Below are 18123 nucleotides of genomic sequence, written 5' to 3' on the forward strand. Positions count from 1 at the left end.
TATTTTTCTTTCAAAATGTGTTTTCTTGAAATGTTACTTTAGTGAACTATTATAGTTTACTATCATCATTTCATTTTGTCAAGTGTTTTGTAAAACTTTTTTTATTTTCGTTTTACATGCATTACTTTGTTTTAAGTAATTTAAAAAGCACTTAACTCAAAGTGCTTTTATATAATATCAATATAAAAGCTAATTGTCAAGTGCTTTATAAATTTACTTTATATTATTTTAAGAATGCGTGGTATGCTTTGCTTGTCATGTAGCAGTCAGCTTTTGATAATAATTCTACTGGTGCATGCATTGATAGCATAGCTGTTCCGATGTCAACTACTTCTGCTCCTTGGTTTGCAAGTATGAAGGCTATTGTTCCTCCACCACCTTGGTCTATTTTACCAAGTTCAGTTGTTTGCCACATTACTTTTTCTTCTTTGAATAATTGTCTTAATTCATTTAAGAATTCTGGGTTGGCATCATTTGAGCTGAACTTTCCACCGTGTCCTGTGAATTTTGCCAATGAAATTCCACATCCACTTAAAGCTGTATTAGAATCTTCTGTTGCATCAGCATACAATGGATCGATCGCTGCTGTTACATCTGCTGATAACACTTTTGAATTAGCCATAATTCTTCTCATTGTTAAATCACTGTAATTTTCATGTTGGTTATTAGATATTTCTGCAATCATGTTTCCCATGTATGGTGCATTCATTGATGTATTACCAACTGAACCTATTTCTTCTTTATCTACGAATAAAGCTACTGCTGTTCTCTTAGGATTTTCAACTTTAAGAATTGCTTCTAATGTTGCGTAAGCACATACTCTGTCGTCATGACCGTGAGATGCAATCATAGCACCGTCAAATCCAACGTCTCTTGCTTTAGTAGCTGGTACAATTTCTAATTCTGCTACTTGGAAATCAGATTCTGTTATTCCATATTTTTCGTTCAAGTATTTTAAAATACATTTTTTGATTGGGTTTTCTTTTTCATCTTTAAAATTATAGCTATCATGACCTGCTATTATAGCTAATTTTTCACCTTCAATTGCTTGACCCAATGTTTTTGAGTTCAAATCTTTAGATAAGTGAGCTAATAGTTCAGTGATGTAGAAAACTGGTTCGTCTTCTTTTTCGCCGATTTTGATTTCAACTCTTTTGCCTTCATTTGTAAAGATTACTCCATGCATTGCCAATGGGATTGTAGTCCATTGATGTTTTTTGATTCCGCCGTAGTAATGTGTCTTCATCATTAAGATGTTTTTATCTTCTGAAAATGGTACAGCTCTAACATCTAATCTTGGGCAATCTAAGTGTGATCCAACTATATTAAGTCCTTCATTTATATCATCACCAATAACTACTAATACGCATGATTTGTCCTTATTATTTATATAAATTTTATCGCCTTTTTTGATTTGTCCTTTTAACGCTTCATTCAATTCAACAAATCCGTGTTCTTTTGCTTGATTAACTATAAATTCTGTAGCTTCTCTTTCAGTTTTGCAACTATCTAAGAAGTTTTTGTATCTTTCGCCATAAGCGTAGATTTCGTCGTGTTCTTTTTCATCTACAACTTCCCAGATACTTTTCTTTTCGTAATTCAATTCCATAAAATCACTCCATTTCTGTAACTTTTTCTATAGGTTGTCCTATAATTTTAGATCCATTAATTTTAAAATCAAATGGATTTTTTGTGACAAAATATTTTGTGTCACATATATTTTGATAGTTCCCGCAAATCTCATAAATATCTTCACTTAGTAAATCTGCAGGATCTACAAATGTAATATTATCTCCTGTATATTGTTTAAGGTATTCAATTAGAACAGGATAATGTGTACATCCCAAAATTATGGTGTCTGCGCCAAAATCTACAATAGGTTTCAAATATTCTTCGACTTTTTTTAAAATCTTTTCTTTATCTTTGCAGTTTTCTTCAACAAATCCTACAAAATCAAAACACGCAGATTGGCAAACTTCAATGCCTTTTTGTTCTAATAATTTTTTATATAAACCATTGTCTACTGTAGCTTTAGTTGCTATTACTCCTACTTTTTTATTAGAAGTAGTTTTTAAAGCAGATTTAACACCGTATTCAACAACTCCAATTATATCAAAATTTGCAATTGATTTCATATAATCCAATGCAATTGATGTTAACGTATTACAAGCTACGACAAGTAAATCTATCTGTTGTTCATTGAAAAACCTCACAATATTCTCAGAAATCTTAAGCATTTGTTCTCTGGTTTTAGAACCGTAAGGGACATTTGCACTATCAGCAAAATATATATATTCCTTATTAGGCATAATCTTCTTAACTTTTTTGAATACAGTAAGCCCGCCCAAACCAGAATCCACGAATCCTATTTTGTTATAAGGTTTTTGTTTTGAATACATACTTATATTTGTCCTTTAATTTATTGTAGCAATTTTCAAAGTCGTTATAGTTTTCAAAAATACCAAAAACAGTTGGTCCTGATCCACTCATAAGTGCCAAATTCGCTCCCAATTCATATAACTGTTCTTTTATAATTGAGATTTCTTCTACTAATTTTTCTGATACACTTTCCATCGTGTTAAATGCTTCCCTATAAAAAGTTTCATAATCACGACTATCAATAGCAACGGAAACTTTACCAAGACCACCATTTGACTCTTTCAAATTATCATACACATCTTTCGAAGATATGCTCATTCCATTATTTACAATTATTATATTTTTATTAGAAAAATCAGATAATCTGACAAACTCATTTCCTATTCCCTTTGCTCTGACACATTTTTTGTTAGTAAAATAAAAAGTATCCGCCCCTGTCAATCTACAGATTTCTTTGATTTCTTGATCAGAAAGATTAAGTGATAAATCATCATTCACATACATCAAAAACTCACATGCATTGGAACTTCCTCCAGCAAGACCTGCTGATATAGGAATTTGTTTGTCGACGAACACATCATAACCACAGTTTATTTCTCTGAACTTTTTTAAATTCTCAAATAATTTACATATCAAATTAGTTTTATCAGTTGGAAAATCAGGATTATTGGAGCTTAAATTCAATTCGTAAGTACTATTACGATTTATATCCATAATATCGTGAAGATCTATCAGATTCATAACTGTATCGATATTATGATATCCATCTTCCCTTAAACCAAGAACATCCAATGACAGATTTATCTTGGCATAGCTATTAACCTTCATCAAATACTCTTAAATCTTCTAATTTTTCAAAAAATACTATCTTTTCGCCATCAGTTATCATAGGAACACCTACTTTGTTATCCTTAACAATTGATTCAAATTCTTTTCTATTATCTCTATAAGTAAAAAATTCTTTGAGATTTTTCATAGAATCTGTAATATTGATTTCTTCATAATCAATATTGGCATTTTTTAAAATTTCGATTACATCTACGCAATCTGGGCATTTTTCTGACATATATAATTTTAACTTCATATTACACCTCTATTAATAAATTATACTATTGTTTAAATGTTAAATCAAACTAAAAAAACGACCTTCCGGTCGTTTTTTAACATAATTCTAACTTTACTGTTGATGTAAGTATATCTGAGTAAGTATATGATATTGTTCTTTCTGAATCATATTCGTTAGTTATTTTTATTGTAAATAAACTTGGGAACACTTGGCTGATAGTTCCTTTGTTTGTTACAATTTTATTTCGTCCTTTATCTGCCTCGACAATAACATCTTTTCCAATATTACTTCGCACCTGACTTCTAATCATGTTCAAATCGTTAATTTCCTTCACGTTATTCCTCCTAACAGATCGTCGTTAGTAGTATTATATCACTCTATCACTCTAAAGTCAAATTAAATAAAATATTTTACAGTAATATTAAAAATATGTCAATAGTTTTTGTTAATTTTTTCTAATTAGATCCCCAAAGCAATGTGTGCCATTTCAAAATAGATCAACAAACTCAATGCATCTACAACCGTAGTAATCAACGGTCCCGCCATAATCGCTGGATCTAATTTTAACTTTTTGGCAATAATTGGCAACATCCCACCGATTAATTTTGCAGTCACTATTGTAAATATCAAAGTCAAAGATACAACCAATCCGATAGGAACTGATACTTTATCGACAACCATAGTTTTTATGAAACAAACAATACTCATGACTACTGAGACTACTAACGCTACTCTAAATTCTTTAAAAAATACTTTTAGCCAATCTTTTGTGCTGATTTCTCCTGTAGCAAGTCCACGTATAATCAGCGTTGATGATTGTGAACCAGAGTTTCCACCCGTATCCATTATCATAGGAATAAATGCTGTAAGTATTATCGCTTGTCCCAATAATGATTCGTAGTGAGTCATTATTGAACCTGTAAATGTAGCAGAAACCATAAGTATCAAAAGCCAGGCAATACGTTTTTTTGCCAAATTAAACACGCCTTGATCCAAATAATCATCTTCATCTGGACTCATACCTGCCATGATTTGAAAGTCTTCTGTAGCCTCTTGTTCCATAACTTCCATGATATCGTCAACTGTTATGATACCAGTAAGTCTTTTTTCGTTATCTACGACAGGAAGAACAACGAATCCGTATTTTTTGAATACATCTGCTACTGTTTCTTGGTCATCATCAGTGTGAACGTAAATAACATCTTCGTCCATCAAGTCTTCAATCAACGTTTCTGGTTCATTAGTTACAATTGTTCTCAAAGAAACAAACCCAAGTAGTGTTTTCTTTTCGTTTGTTACAAAACATGTATAGACGGTCTGCTTGTCCACCCCTGTTTTCTTAATGACTTCAAGAGCTTTCCTTACAGTATAATAAGATCTCAATTCAATATATTCTATTGTCATCAAAGATCCCGCTGAATCTTCTGGATAATTTAAGAATTGATTAATCAAATTTCTTTCGCTTTTGTCGGTATGTCTTAGAACTTTTTTCACAATTCCTGCCGGCATTTCTTCGATTAAGTCAATCATATCGTCAAAATATAGTTCGTCTACTATGAATTTAACTTCTTTATCACTGAATGCTTCCAAAAGCCTTGTTCGATGATCCTTTTCCATATGAGAAAACACATCGATACAATCATCTTTGTTCAATAACCTGAACACAAGCATTGCACTTTTTAAATCCAATGATTCAATATAATCTGTAATATCTACCGGGTTGTATTTTTGAATTTGATTTTTAAGTTTTAAATAATCTTTGTCTTCTAGATATTTGTTAAGCAAATCCATATCTATTTCATGACGTTCAAATTTTTCATCCATCATATTCCTCACCACCTATATTTCTATTTCATATTAAATTATAACATAGATCATAAATAATTTTACTTGAATGAACTGAAAGCTTATATTATAATAAGAATATAAATGATGAAAGGGTGATTTTATGGAAATTACTAAAGATATGTTAATCGGAGATATTATTAGAAACAATCCAGATTCTGTAGAAGTTTTGTTTAGAAACGGATTATCTTGTATAGGTTGTCCAGCCAGCCAAATGGAAAGCTTAGAAGAAGCTTGTATGGTTCACGGACTAGATGTAAACTATCTATTAGAACAATTAAACCAAAACTAATATTATACCCGCTGATTAAAGCGGGTTTTTACATAAAAAAACTACCTGTCGATTGACAAGTAGTTTTTGTTTTTTATAATCCTAAAGCTTCTTTTAATTTAGCTTGATCAAATCCAACTATTTCTTCATCACCTATGATTGTAACAGGAACTCCCATGTGACCTTTTTTCATAAGTTCTTTTCTAGCTTCTTGATCTTGTGATATATTTTTTTCTGTATATTTTACGTTGTTTTCATCCATATAATCTTTTGCAGCGTGGCAATATTGACATCCATCACTTGTATAAATTACTACGTCTTTCATAAAAATACCTCCTTAAAAGTCTGTATTTTATATATACCCTTATTTGAAAATCCTAATCAATATCATTCAACTTCTTTACAATATTTTTGTAATCTTCCAATGACAAATTCTCAGCTCTCAAATTCTCTTTTAAACCTAACTCTTGAAGAATGGACTTTAATTTCTCCTTGTCAACATTCACAAACCCACTAGTAAAACTGTTTACTATTGTTTTTCTTCTTTTGCTAAAACCCGATCTGATTAATTGACGAAGAAGTTCTTGGTCGATGTCTTCATCTAATTTTTTAAGCTTCATATTTACAACTGCACTGTCTACTTTTGGCTGTGGCATGAACACAGTTTTTGGAGCATTAAGTATTATTTTAGCATCGCTATTTTGTTTTACAAACAAACTCAATGATGCGTAATCCTTACTTCCCACATCAGCTACCATTCTATTTGCCACTTCTTTTTGAACCATAACAGTGATTGATTCAATAATATCTCTGTAATTAAACAAATGCTCAATAATTGGTGTTGTGATGTAATAAGGAAGATTCGCAACCACTTTGAATTTTTTATCTCCATGATTAAGTTCATTCAAATCTACCTTCAACACATCTTCGTTTATTATTTTAAAATTATCTCTATCTCCAACAGTGTATTTCAAAACATCCATAAGTCTTGAATCTATTTCTATCGAATACAAAAAATTGCATTTGTCGACAAGTCTTTCTGTTAATGTTCCAAAACCAGGGCCAATCTCAATAACGTAATCATCTTCTGTGATATCAGAATAGTCGATAATATTTTCAATCAAATTTCCATCGATTAGAAAATTTTGCCCCAAAGCCTTTGAGAACTTAAATCCAAATTTGTCCAATATTTCTTTAATGTAGGAAGGTTGATGTAGTCTATAACTCATCTTTTAATAGCCTCCTCTAATTTTTCTCTTGAAATATTGTAATTATTTAGCATTCTAAGAAAGGCTTTTGCATTGCCGTAACCAATATTTAAAATTTTACCGACTTTTATTCTAAGCGATTTGGATCCTTCTCCTACTAATCCATAGTAAATCATATCATCCATCGTGTATTCATTCTTAGAATCAATCATTGAAGGATGAGCGTTTTCTATGGCTATTATAATGTCTTCTTCTTTTGCATTTTCAATTCCGATATCCTCATCTTTGATACACAAATCTTGTGCTATAAATGCGTTTTTAGCGTTTGGAATAAAATCATTAATTCTTTTTCTGATTTTATTTCCTGCATAGTCTGGATCCGTTAGGATTATTATCCCTCTATCTTGGTCGATTTTTTTGAGTCTTTTGAGTAATTTGTCGCTAAAATAAATCCCACCAGTGCAAATCACTTCACAATCTAATGCTCTCTTGACTCTTTGCTCATCGTCTCTTCCTTCTACAACTATTATTTCTTTTATCATAATTTACCATCCAAAAATATCATCAGCATTATTGCAAATGATTTGTGCCGCTTCTTTTTCCGACATTTTTTTCAACAAACTAACCTCTTGTAAAACCAAATTCACATATTTAGGTTCATTTCTTTTCCCACGATATGGATGAGGCGTCAGATAAGGAGAATCCGTTTCTACTAAAATTTTATTGATAGGTAATCTCTCACAAGTTTCCTTGACATTTCTAGCATTCTTAAAAGTTACAACTCCACTAAATGAAATATAATATCCCAAATCAATAAATTTCATTGCCATTTCATAACTTCCAGAATAAGAGTGCATTATTCCTCTAACATTAGGATATTTCTTCAAGATATCGTATGTGTCTTGGATTGCATCTCTTGTATGAATAATTACAGGCAAGTTTTTTCTTTCGGCGATTTGCATTTGCTTTTCAAATAGATATTTTTGCTTGTCCTTGTCGTGTTCATAATGATAATCTAGCCCAATTTCTCCGATTGCTTTGCATTTTGGATTATCAGCCAACTCTTCTATCCTAGAAATATCTTCATCCGTAAATCTGCTATCTTCTTCAGGGTGAATCCCCACAGCATTGTACAAGAAATCATATTTTCCTGACAATTCTATGGCTTTAATGGAGTTTTCTACATTGTCACTTGGAAGCATAGCTTTTACAACAGAATTAGATTTTAGGTTTTCAATTATTTTATCCCTATCAAAATCAAATTTTTCATCTGTCAAGTGACAATGTGTATCGTATATTACATAATCTCCCATTAGGATACAGTCGCTCCATCTTCAAATTCCGAATCAAGTAAGCTTACCATAGTCAATTTATCGCCCTTACTTGCCGCAAGAAGCATACCTTGAGATTCTACTCCTCTCAATTTTACAGGCTTCAAATTGTACACTACAATAACCTTTTTGCCTATCAAATCATCTGGTTCGTACCAGTTTTTGATACCAGAAACTATTTGTCTTGTTTCTTCTCCGATTTTAACCTTGAAAACCAAAAGTTTATCGGCATCTGGATGTTGCTTTGCTTCTACAATTTGTCCAACCCTCAAATCAAGCTTGTCAAAATCATCTATAATGATTTCTTCTTTTGTCTTAGCTTTCTTTGATTTTTTCTTAGATTCTTTAGGAGCTTCTTCTTTGTTATTGTCTCTTAGTTCAGAAACTTTTTTACCAGTTCTTTCTTCGATTAATTTGTCGTTAACTTCGTTCAATCGTTCAGTTTCTTTCTTGATGTCTAATCTATTGAACAAGTTTTCTCCTCTTTGAACCTTAGTTCCAGCGATAGTTTTACCAAACACTTTTCCATCTTCCCATTTGATTTCAGAAATACCGATTTGTTCTTTGATTTTTTCGCTAGTTTCTGTGATAAATGGAGAAGTTAATATACAAATAACTCTTATTGCATCCATCAAATTATACAGAACAGTTTTCAATCTTTCTGGGTCTTCTTTAATCAAAATCCATGGAGTTGTTTCATCAATATATTTATTAGCCCTTCTAACAACTTTCCAAATTTCTTCAAGTGCATTTGAAAAATCAAGTTCTTCCAATAACTCTTCAACTTTTCCTTGGCATCCTTCGACCACAGATATTAAACTCTTGTCAATATCGTTGTTGTCATTTGGTTGTGGGATAACACCATCAAAATATTTTTCAACCATTGAAACTGATCTACTTACAAGATTGCCCAAATCATTTACCAAATCTGAATTAAATCTGTTCATAAATCTTTCTGTCGTAAAGTTACCATCATTACCAAAAGTAAAATCTCTTAAAATGTAGTATTTCAAAGCATCTACACCGTACAAATCAATGATTGGCTCTGGATAGTATACATTTCCCTTTGATTTACTCATCTTATCTTCATTAAATAAAATCCATCCATGAGCGAAAACTCTCTTTGGCAATGGAAGATCCAACGCCATCAACAACGCTGGCCAAATAATTGTGTGGAATCTTACAATTTCTTTTCCAACCAAGTGAATATCGCACGGCCAGAATTTATTAAATAATTCTTCATCTTGTCCATATCCAATCCCTGTCAAATAACAGCTAAGCGCATCAATCCACACGTAAATAATATGCTTATCATCAAATGGAACCTTAACTCCCCAGTCAAAGCTTGTACGAGATACTGATAAATCTTCCAATTCACCACTTAAAAAGTTATTCACCATTTCGTTCTTACGAGATTCTGGCTTCAAGAAATCTGGGTTGTCTTTGTACAATTGTAATATTCTATCTTTGTATTTTGATAATCTGAAAAAGTACGATTCTTCTTCGTGATAGTGAACATCACGTCCACAATCTGGACACTTTCCATCCTTTAGTTGTGATTCTGTCCAAAAAGCTTCACAATCGACACAATAATGTCCCTTGTAAGTAGACTTGTAAATATCTCCCTTATCGTATAATTTTTGAAAAATTTCTTGAACATTTTTTTCGTGAGCCTTGTCTGTACTTCTGACAAAACTATCTATGTCTATGTCTAGCTTTTTCCACAAATCCTTGGCACTTTGTACAATTGGATCAATATAATTTAATGGATTATCACCCATATTTTTTTCTTTTGCTTTTTCATACAACTTTTGACCGTGTTCATCAGTACCTGTAGTCAAGAACACATCGTAGCCTTGGATTTTTTTGAATTTCTTCAAAGTGTCCGCAATGATTGTTGTGTAAGTATGACCCAAATGTAAATTACTACTTGGATAATAAATCGGAGTAGTAATATAATATGATTTCTTTTCTTCTGACATAATTTCCCTCCTAAATAAAACTACAATAAAATAAAAAATCCCTTATATGACATACATCATATAAGGGCGAAAATCCGCGTTACCACCTTAATTTTAGAATATAAAATATTCTCTCATTGTTTGGCACTTTAATGCCTAGCATTTGATAACGGATGCTCCCGGAAAAATTTAAAAGCATAAGCTATTCAACTTTTCAAACTCAAAGACCATATTCTGCAATAATCTAATATCCTATTCCACCAAACTAAGACTCTCTTTAAAAAAATTATTACATACTCATCTCATCATAGTCATTTTATCAATATATTTAAATAATATCATAATCAAATGATTTGTCAAGCAACCAAAAAAGAGAGGCTATTATACATAACCTCTCCATAATTTATCGACTATTTTAATTCGATAGTAGCTCCAACTTCTTCAAGTTTAGCTTTTAATTCTTCAGCTTCTTCTTTAGAAGCGCCTTCTTTAATTGCTTTAGGAGCTTCGTCTACGATAGCTTTAGCATCTTTTAATCCTAATCCAGTTAAGTCTTTAACTGCTTTGATAACTTTCATCTTAGCGTCACCAACTGATGCTAAAATTACATCAAATTCTGATTTTTCTTCTTCTGCTGCTCCACCTGCTGCTGGTGCTGCACCTGCTGCTGCTACAGGAGCTGCTGCTGATACTCCAAATTTTTCTTCTGCTTTTTCTACTAATTCATTTAATTCAAGAACAGTTAAGCCTTCAACTGCTTCTAAGATTTCATCTATTGACATTTTTTACCTCCAAATTTTATTTTAATTAATTATTCTTCTACTGTTTCAGTAGTTTCGTTTGATTCAGCTTCTTCTGAACCTTCTTTTTTTGATTTAGCAATAGCATCTGCTAAATATACAAATTTTGATACTGGAGCTTTGAAGCTTCCAAGCATTTTTGTAAGAAGAACTTCTCTTGAAGGGATAGATGCGATTTTCTTCACACCTTCAACATCTAAGAATTTGTCTCCTAAATAACCTGCTTTAATTTCTAAATTTTCGTGATCTGCTGCGAATTCTTTAGCTATTCTAGCTGCAGCGATTGGATCATCCATACTGAATGCAACCGCGTTAGGACCAGATAAGTAATCTAAGAATCCATCAAATCCCAATTCTTTAAAAGCAAAATTCATCATTGTGTTTTTGTATACTTTGAATAATACATTTTCATTTCTGAATTTTTCTCTTAATTCTGTTGCTTCGCTAACATCTAATCCTCTATAATCAACGATAACCATTGATTTAGCATCATTAATGTGTCCTTTAATTTCATCAACAACAGCTTTCTTTTGATTTAAAACGTGTTCTTTCATTATTTCACCTCCATGAAAAAGGCTACACTAAAAAAGTCTTTCCATCCAAAGACAGAAAGACTGATAAACTCATATCTTATGCTCCTCTGTAGGATGATTAAACTTTAATAGTCCCTACTGTCTTCGGTAGCCCAAATTAATTACTTGATTATTATATCATATTCTATGAATATGTCAACACTTTTTTATTATTTTTCTTCAATAATACAGATGTTTTTATCTTTCAATTTCTTTTTCTTATATCTGTACAATAATTCATAGATTGTTGCAAATATCGGAACAAAAATAAGCATTCCAACAATACCGCTTAATGCTGCACCTATAGTAACTGCAACTAGCACCCAAATAGATGGTAGCCCTACAGACGATCCCACAATTCTAGGATAAGTTACATTGCCATCAAATTGTTGAAGAACAATTATAAAAATCACAAACATAATAGCTTTTGAAAAAGATTCGATTAAAATAATCAAAGCTCCCAATGCAGCTCCTAGTATAGCTCCAACCAATGGAATTAATGCTCCAAAACCAATTAGCACACTAACAGTTGCAGCGTTTGGCATCTTCAACAAATACATTCCTATAAAGCACATAAATCCAAGCATAAACGCTTCGATAAATTGACCTTTAAAAAAGGAATAAAATTTTTCGTAAGCCACCTTAAAGAAAATTAAAATCTTGTTTGCAGTTTTTCCACTGAAGAAAACATACGCCAATTCTGTAAATTGTCTTCTCAAAGTTTCTTTTGAAAATAATAAATAAATAGCAAATGTGAACGACACTACAAAACTAAGTACAACAGAAAACACTGTGCTAATTCCAAAAAACACATTGTTCAATATATCCAATCCATTTTTGGTTAAGTAAGGTTTCAATTTTACAACCAAATCATGAGTATTTGTGATAGCGTATGTGTCGTAAATTTTATCTAATTGTTTTGCAACCTCTGGATATTTTCTTAGCTTTTCAACCAATACCGGAATTCCTTGGATTAGTGATTTAATAGCTTCAAAAAAATTAGGAATTATAAGTATCACTACAAATGCTATTATTGCACTAACTATTACTAAACTTATTAACAGGGATATTGCTCTTTTTAGACCCGGTTTCGAAGTCCATTTTTTTAAAACTTTATTCTCAATAAAATTCATAGGCATATTTAGGACAAAAGCTAATGCCGCACCAATAATAAATGGGGATATAATCGCCATAAAAGTGCCCAATGCATTTCCTATTGATTTCCCATTGAACAAAAGATATGCCAAAATGACAGGAACAATTAATATTATTATCCCTATTTGAATTTTCTTTTTATCTTCTTTTAATAATTTCATTTTTCCCTCTGTATTTAAGAAAAGCCACCTTAACGGTGGCTAATAAATTCTTGTTTATATTATTCTTTCGCAAATTGTAATGGATTAACCTTGATTCCAGGGCCCATTGTTGAAGCAATTGTTAAAGATCTAATATATTTACCTTTTGATGAAGCTGGTTTTGCTTTCAATATTGCTTGCATTAACGCATTGATGTTTTCAGCAATTTTTTCTTCTCCGAAAGAAACTTTACCAACTGGAACGTGAATAATATTGCTCTTGTCAGTTCTATATTCAACTTTACCAGCTTTGATTTCTTTGATTGCACTTGTAACATCCATAGTTACTGTACCAGCTTTAGGGTTTGGCATTAAACCTTGAGGTCCTAAGATTCTACCAATTCTACCTACTACACCCATCATGTCTGGAGTAGCTACTGCAACATCAAATCCTAACCAACCTTCTTTTTGGATTTTTTCTGCTAAATCTTCTGCTCCTACAAAATCTGCTCCTGCAGCTTTTGCTTCTTCAGCTTTTTCACCTTTTGCAAATACAGCTACCTTTTGGTCTTTACCTGTACCATGAGGAAGTACGATAGTACCACGAACTTGTTGGTCAGCGTGTCTACTATCTACACCTAATTTTGCGTGTAATTCTACTGATTCGTCAAATTTAGCTTTAGCAGTTTCAACAACTAATTTACTTGCTTCGTCTAATTTATATTCAACTGTTCTATCAATTAATTTTGCACTTTCTTGATATTTTTTACCTTTTTTTGCCATATAATCCTCCTTGTGGTTCTAACGAACTAAATCTCCCACTATTCTTCTACTGTAACTCCCATACTTCTTGCTGTACCTTTAATCATACTCATAGCAGATTCTAAGTTTGCTGCATTTAAGTCAGGCATTTTAATTTCAGCAATTTTCTTAACTTGTTCTTTAGTTAATTGTCCAACTTTAGTTTTATTAGGTTCTCCTGAAGCAGAATTTAATCCTAATTCTTTTTTAATAAGAACTGGTGCTGGTGGAGTTTTTGTTATAAATGTGAATGATCTGTCTTGGTATACAGTCATAACAACTGGAATAATCATTCCCATTTGGTCTTGAGTTTTTGCGTTAAACTCTTTTGTAAATTGCATTATATTAACACCGTGAGGTCCAAGTGCTGTACCTACTGGTGGTGCAGGTGTTGCTTTACCTGCAGGAATTTGTAACTTTACTATTGCTTGTACTTTTTTAGCCATATTAGTTCCTCCTTAAACTATTGTGGTTATCGGGGCTAACCTCCCACATCGATCTATATGAAATTAATTAAATAACTTATATTCAAATTTATATTTTTTCGATATCATCAAAGCTAATTTCAACAGATGTGTCTCTGCCGAACAAGGAAATTAAAACTTTACAGATAGCTTTTTCAGTATTTATTTCTTCAATAATACCTACTTGATCGCTAAATGCTCCAGAAACAATATTCACATTGTCTCCCACATTAACATCAATTTCTTTTTTAGAGTAAGATTGATTTTTAAGAGCGAATTTTTTGATTTCCTTTTCACTAACTGCTACAGGTTTGGATTCTGGTCCTACAAATCCTGTAACACCTCTGGTATTTCTAACTAAATACCATGAGACATCGGTAATTGTCATCTTAACGAAAACATAACCGGGGAAGATCTTTCTTTCTTTTAACTTTTTAGCTCCACCGACCTCTGAAACATATTCTTCAGTAGGTACTACTACTTCAAATATATCGTCGATATAACCACGATTTTCTACCATTTTTTCAATATTAACTTTTACTTTACCTTCGTGTCCAGAGTAAGTATGTACTACATACCATTTTCCCTCTTTGGCACGTTCCTTAAAATCTTCAGTTGCATTTTCAATAAATGTGTTATTTTTTTCGGTCATTGTGGATACTGTTCCTTTCTAAATAAATAGTCCAATTAAACGTTGGAACACAGTATCTAATCCGTATACGATTAATGCAACTATAAAGGAAATTATAACTACTACTATTGAGTATTCTAAAGTTTCCTTTGGTGTCGGCCAGACAATTTTATTCCATTCAGTCTTCACGCCTTTCAAAAATCCTTGATTTTTTTGGGCTGATTTTTGATTAGAATTTTGCGTATTTTTCGCTGCCATAAGCTCCTCCTATCTTGTTTCCTTGTGTAGAGTGTGCTTTTTACAGAATTTACAATACTTGTTAGTTTCCACTCTATCAGGGTGAAGTTTTTTATTCTTTTTAGTAGTGTAATTTCTGCTCTTGCATTCAGTACATTCTAAAATTACTTTATCTCTCATATTAGACCTCCTCTATTAGTATGGACAAAATCCACCGTACTACTTTATCATAAACGCCTTTAAAAGTCAATAAATACTAAACTCTTGACAAATATTCTCCAGTTCTTGTATCTATTTTAATTTTATCTCCTTCATTTACAAATAAAGGTACGTTAACTGTAGCACCTGTTTCTACAGTAGCTGGTTTTGTAGCTCCTGTTGCAGTGTTACCTTTAATACCAGGTTCTGTTTGAGTGATTTCTAACTCAACAAAGTTTGGTGGAGAAACTTGGAATGCTTTACCTTTGAAAAATTTGATTGTTGCCATATCATTTTCCTTTATATAAAGAATAGCTTCTTCAACACTAGCTTTATCAATTGGTAATTGTTCATAAGATTCTGGGTCCATGAAATAATATAAAGTTCCATCGTTGTATAAGTATTGCATTTCTCTTGTTTCAATTCTAGCTTCTTCATATTTTTCGTTAGGATTGAATGTCATGTCTCTGTTTGAACCAGTCATAACTGATCTGATTTTTGTTCTTACAAAAGCTGCACCTTTTCCTGGTTTAACGTGTTGGAAATCTATAATTTGCCATACATCTCCATCCATTTCAAAAGTTGTGCCTTTTCTAAAATCTCCTGCTTGTATCATATATACCTCCTACAATTATCTATCATATATTATACATTACTAATTAATTATGAACAACTATTTTCTCGCACATTCTGATGCATCGCCTTGTAAAATTTTCAAAGCGTGATCTAACGTATCAATTATGTATTCCAAACTTTCTTCAACAGCCTTAGGACTACCCGGCATATTTATTATAAGGGAGTTTTTTCTAATAACTGAAACAGCTCTTGAAAGCATTGCTCTTTTTGTAATCGTCATCGAATAATTTCTAATCGCTTCACTAATTCCCAAACAAAGTTTTTCTGAAACTTCTAATGTAGCCTCAGGAGTTACATCTCTTTTTGAAAATCCAGTTCCACCCGTAGTCAAAATCAACTCAATATTTTCATTGGAATACTCGATTAATTTTTCTTTTATAAGTTCTTTTTCATCTGCTACAATATCATATTTTTCTAATTTATAGCCGTTTTTTTCGATAATTTCTATAATTTTTTTACCACTTAAATCTTCTCTTTTGCCTTGAGAGCCCTTGTCTGATACTGTAAGCACTGCTACTTTATACATATTAAAACCTCTTTGTGTCAATATATTTGCTTGACCTTGATATTATATAAAAATACTAGCCCATTGTCAATATTAAAATGCGTCAATATAGTGATTTAATTTGAAATTATCCAAATAAATTTCTATCACATCAAATCTAGGCTGATAATCGTACAAATCATTTTTGTCGATATAAATTTCTGTCGTTTTTCTTATTCTGTCTTGTTTCCCAAAAGTTACAAAATCAGAAGGAGCACCGAACTTGTCATCAGTCCTTGCTTTTACTTCAACTATTACCAAATAATTTTCGTAAGTGCAAACTATGTCTAGTTCCCCAATTTTCTCGGAATAATTTCTGTCAATAATTTCGTAACCTTTTTCTATTAAATATTCACAAGCGTAATCTTCGGCAAATTTACCTCGGTTTTTTTCCATTTTCATATAATTTCCTCAAAAAAGTTTTTCTGTGAAGCGGACACTCTCCATATTTAAGTATCATTTCTCTGTGAAGTTTAGTTCCATATCCCTTGTGTTTTTCAAAACCGTATTGTGGATAGATAGTAGCCATATCCTTCATGTACTCATCTCTTATAACCTTTGCTACAATTGATGCACAAGAAATCGGATACAATTTTTCGTCACCTTTGACAAATGACATTTGTTTAATATCTGTGTCAATAATTTCTGCATCAATTACAATCAAATCAGGTTTTATGAATTTATTGTCCTTTGTTTTCAAACTTTCTACAGCTCTTTTCATGGATAATCTCGTGGCTTGCTTGATGTTAATCTCATCAATCACACTTTGATCCACAAAATTTACACTGTATGCCAAAGCTTGATTCAAAATCATATCCTTGAATTTAATTCTCTTTTTTTCAGAAAGCTTTTTTGAGTCGGTGACTCCTTCTATTATCTCACAATTTTTAGGCATAATAATTGCACATGTCACAACAGGACCTGCTAATGGTCCTCTTCCAACTTCATCTACGCCACAAATTAATTCTTCCTCAAATTCGTTATAATCAATCGCAAACATCTTCTAATGAAATTCTTCCTAACTTTGTTTTTCTAAATTCATCTATTACTATTGATGAAACTTTAGAATAGTCAATATTTTTTCCTTTTAACAAACAGCCACGTCTTATAGCAATATCATCCATTATTTCGATTGTTTCCTTGCTTTGTGTATCAATCGAATATCTTTTTTCTAAAATTTGTGGATCAATACTCATTAGTTTCTCAATGAGTTTATACGCTAAGTTTTCTTCATCCAAAATTTCATCTTTGATAGCTCCAGTAAACGCCAAGTTTAAGCCTATTTCATTATCTTCGAATTTTGGCCACAAAACACCTGGTGTATCCAACAATTCCATCTTACCTTTTATTCTAATCCACTGATTAGTCCTTGTAACACCTGGAGTGTTTCCTGTTTTAGCAGATTGTCTATTGGATAATTTGTTGATTATAGTAGATTTTCCAACATTTGGAATACCTACTATCATCATTCTAATAATTTCTGATTTTATGTTTTTGTCTTTTCTATTAGCAAGTACATCTTCTAAAATCTTTTTAGCTGTTGGCTCAATTTTATCCAAATTTTTACCGTTTTTGCTATCAATTGGAAGTGCTGTTATATTTTTCTTTGCAAAATAATTAATCCAGTTTTGTGTGATTTTAGGATCTGCCATGTCCATCTTGTTCAACAAAATCAATTGCGGCTTATTCTTTAAGATATCTTCTATAACTGGATTCATGGATGATTTTACAATTCTGCTATCCACAAGAACCAAAACTATGTCGACAAGTTTCATGTTTTCTTTTATCTTGTCGATAGCTTTTTTCATGTGCCCTGGATACCAGTTTATATTATTAATGTCCATGTTATTTCCTTTCCATCTAAAAAAAGTACTGAGAAAACCTC

25 protein-coding genes and 2 other annotated features are annotated in these 18123 nt (G+C 31.8%); of the genes, 1 reads left to right on the forward strand and 24 read right to left on the reverse strand.

All coding sequences use genetic code 11. The features are described from left to right. Positions 1-223 precede the first annotated feature (223 nt). From ABDJ34_RS09135 to mgtE, 6 genes are all read right to left on the reverse strand, one after another. On the reverse strand, positions 224-1609 hold the full coding sequence (locus ABDJ34_RS09135; RefSeq protein ID WP_412702148.1) for an aminopeptidase: 1386 nt from the start codon (positions 1607-1609) through the stop codon (positions 224-226). 4 nt (positions 1610-1613) lie between these two features. After that, positions 1614-2399 carry a glutamate racemase gene (murI, locus tag ABDJ34_RS09140; protein WP_102164532.1) on the reverse strand — a complete coding sequence of 262 codons (786 nt, stop codon included), beginning with the start codon at positions 2397-2399 and terminating at the stop codon, positions 1614-1616. Next, on the reverse strand, positions 2374-3207 hold the full coding sequence (gene ispE, locus ABDJ34_RS09145) for a 4-(cytidine 5'-diphospho)-2-C-methyl-D-erythritol kinase (protein WP_412702149.1): 834 nt from the start codon (positions 3205-3207) through the stop codon (positions 2374-2376). The genes murI and ispE overlap by 26 nt, the downstream gene beginning before the upstream one ends. Further along, positions 3197-3463, reverse strand: a complete 267-nt coding sequence (locus ABDJ34_RS09150; protein ID WP_412702150.1) for a glutaredoxin domain-containing protein — start codon at positions 3461-3463, stop codon at positions 3197-3199. Before ABDJ34_RS09150 ends, ispE begins: the two co-directional genes overlap by 11 nt. Positions 3464-3539: 76 nt before the next feature. Next, a complete protein-coding gene (locus ABDJ34_RS09155) occupies positions 3540-3779 on the reverse strand; it encodes a Veg family protein (protein WP_002835303.1) in 240 nt (79 codons plus the stop codon). A 125-nt stretch (positions 3780-3904) separates the two neighbouring features. Then, positions 3905-5272 carry a magnesium transporter gene (gene mgtE, locus ABDJ34_RS09160; protein ID WP_094206970.1) on the reverse strand — a complete coding sequence of 456 codons (1368 nt, stop codon included), beginning with the start codon at positions 5270-5272 and terminating at the stop codon, positions 3905-3907. A gap of 121 nt (positions 5273-5393) precedes the next feature. Between mgtE and ABDJ34_RS09165 the strand changes: the two genes are divergently transcribed. Further along, positions 5394-5582, forward strand: coding sequence for a DUF1858 domain-containing protein (locus tag ABDJ34_RS09165; RefSeq protein WP_002835305.1), 189 nt, complete (start codon positions 5394-5396; stop codon positions 5580-5582). Between the two features lie 73 nt (positions 5583-5655). Here ABDJ34_RS09165 and ABDJ34_RS09170 read toward each other — a convergent pair whose 3' ends face one another. The 18 genes from ABDJ34_RS09170 to ylqF all read right to left on the reverse strand — a co-directional run bounded on the left by ABDJ34_RS09170 (position 5656) and on the right by ylqF (position 18082). After that, positions 5656-5886, reverse strand: a complete 231-nt coding sequence (locus tag ABDJ34_RS09170; protein ID WP_002838618.1) for a glutaredoxin family protein — start codon at positions 5884-5886, stop codon at positions 5656-5658. 52 nt (positions 5887-5938) lie between these two features. Continuing rightward, on the reverse strand, positions 5939-6790 hold the full coding sequence (gene rsmA, locus ABDJ34_RS09175) for a 16S rRNA (adenine(1518)-N(6)/adenine(1519)-N(6))-dimethyltransferase RsmA (protein WP_412702151.1): 852 nt from the start codon (positions 6788-6790) through the stop codon (positions 5939-5941). Then, on the reverse strand, positions 6787-7311 hold the full coding sequence (rnmV, locus tag ABDJ34_RS09180; RefSeq protein WP_412702152.1) for a ribonuclease M5: 525 nt from the start codon (positions 7309-7311) through the stop codon (positions 6787-6789). The genes rsmA and rnmV overlap by 4 nt, the downstream gene beginning before the upstream one ends. A 3-nt stretch (positions 7312-7314) precedes the next feature. Next, on the reverse strand, positions 7315-8082 hold the full coding sequence (locus tag ABDJ34_RS09185) for a TatD family hydrolase (protein WP_412702153.1): 768 nt from the start codon (positions 8080-8082) through the stop codon (positions 7315-7317). After that, complete coding sequence (gene metG, locus ABDJ34_RS09190) at positions 8082-10082, reverse strand: methionine--tRNA ligase (RefSeq protein WP_412702154.1); 2001 nt, start codon at positions 10080-10082, stop codon at positions 8082-8084. The genes ABDJ34_RS09185 and metG overlap by 1 nt, the downstream gene beginning before the upstream one ends. Positions 10083-10141: 59 nt before the next feature. After that, positions 10142-10379: a binding site (T-box leader), on the reverse strand. A 92-nt stretch (positions 10380-10471) separates the two neighbouring features. Then, the gene (gene rplL / locus ABDJ34_RS09195) at positions 10472-10843 is read right to left on the reverse strand and encodes a 50S ribosomal protein L7/L12 (protein WP_094206965.1); all 372 of its coding nucleotides are present in this window, start codon (positions 10841-10843) and stop codon (positions 10472-10474) included. A gap of 29 nt (positions 10844-10872) precedes the next feature. Next, positions 10873-11415 carry a 50S ribosomal protein L10 gene (gene rplJ / locus ABDJ34_RS09200; protein ID WP_094224531.1) on the reverse strand — a complete coding sequence of 181 codons (543 nt, stop codon included), beginning with the start codon at positions 11413-11415 and terminating at the stop codon, positions 10873-10875. A 20-nt stretch (positions 11416-11435) separates the two neighbouring features. After that, positions 11436-11560: a sequence feature (ribosomal protein L10 leader region), on the reverse strand. A gap of 43 nt (positions 11561-11603) precedes the next feature. Further along, positions 11604-12749 (reverse strand): AI-2E family transporter, encoded by a 1146-nt coding sequence (locus tag ABDJ34_RS09205; RefSeq protein WP_412702155.1) that lies wholly within the window; start codon positions 12747-12749, stop codon positions 11604-11606. Positions 12750-12808: 59 nt separating this feature from the next. Further along, positions 12809-13510 carry a 50S ribosomal protein L1 gene (gene rplA, locus ABDJ34_RS09210; protein ID WP_002838605.1) on the reverse strand — a complete coding sequence of 234 codons (702 nt, stop codon included), beginning with the start codon at positions 13508-13510 and terminating at the stop codon, positions 12809-12811. Positions 13511-13548: 38 nt separating this feature from the next. Further along, positions 13549-13974 carry a 50S ribosomal protein L11 gene (gene rplK / locus ABDJ34_RS09215; protein ID WP_002835316.1) on the reverse strand — a complete coding sequence of 142 codons (426 nt, stop codon included), beginning with the start codon at positions 13972-13974 and terminating at the stop codon, positions 13549-13551. Between the two features lie 88 nt (positions 13975-14062). Next, positions 14063-14644, reverse strand: coding sequence for a transcription termination/antitermination protein NusG (nusG, locus tag ABDJ34_RS09220; RefSeq protein WP_094209594.1), 582 nt, complete (start codon positions 14642-14644; stop codon positions 14063-14065). An 18-nt stretch (positions 14645-14662) separates the two neighbouring features. Further along, the gene (secE, locus tag ABDJ34_RS09225) at positions 14663-14881 is read right to left on the reverse strand and encodes a preprotein translocase subunit SecE (protein WP_094205471.1); all 219 of its coding nucleotides are present in this window, start codon (positions 14879-14881) and stop codon (positions 14663-14665) included. A gap of 9 nt (positions 14882-14890) precedes the next feature. Continuing rightward, entirely contained in the window at positions 14891-15040 is a 150-nt protein-coding gene (gene rpmG, locus ABDJ34_RS09230; RefSeq protein ID WP_002835319.1) for a 50S ribosomal protein L33, read from the reverse strand. A 76-nt stretch (positions 15041-15116) separates the two neighbouring features. Next, a complete protein-coding gene (gene efp, locus ABDJ34_RS09235) occupies positions 15117-15674 on the reverse strand; it encodes an elongation factor P (protein WP_094209593.1) in 558 nt (185 codons plus the stop codon). A gap of 57 nt (positions 15675-15731) precedes the next feature. Continuing rightward, positions 15732-16220 (reverse strand): MogA/MoaB family molybdenum cofactor biosynthesis protein, encoded by a 489-nt coding sequence (locus tag ABDJ34_RS09240; protein ID WP_002835321.1) that lies wholly within the window; start codon positions 16218-16220, stop codon positions 15732-15734. Between the two features lie 72 nt (positions 16221-16292). Beyond that, entirely contained in the window at positions 16293-16634 is a 342-nt protein-coding gene (locus ABDJ34_RS09245; protein WP_412702156.1) for a YraN family protein, read from the reverse strand. Next, complete coding sequence (locus ABDJ34_RS09250; RefSeq protein ID WP_412702157.1) at positions 16615-17238, reverse strand: ribonuclease HII; 624 nt, start codon at positions 17236-17238, stop codon at positions 16615-16617. The genes ABDJ34_RS09245 and ABDJ34_RS09250 overlap by 20 nt, the downstream gene beginning before the upstream one ends. Further along, positions 17225-18082, reverse strand: a complete 858-nt coding sequence (gene ylqF / locus ABDJ34_RS09255) for a ribosome biogenesis GTPase YlqF (protein ID WP_412702158.1) — start codon at positions 18080-18082, stop codon at positions 17225-17227. The genes ABDJ34_RS09250 and ylqF overlap by 14 nt, the downstream gene beginning before the upstream one ends. Positions 18083-18123: the final 41 nt, after the last annotated feature.

It is taken from the genome of Finegoldia dalianensis, from assembly GCF_046255015.1.
Lineage (GTDB): Bacteria > Bacillota > Clostridia > Tissierellales > Peptoniphilaceae > Finegoldia > Finegoldia magna.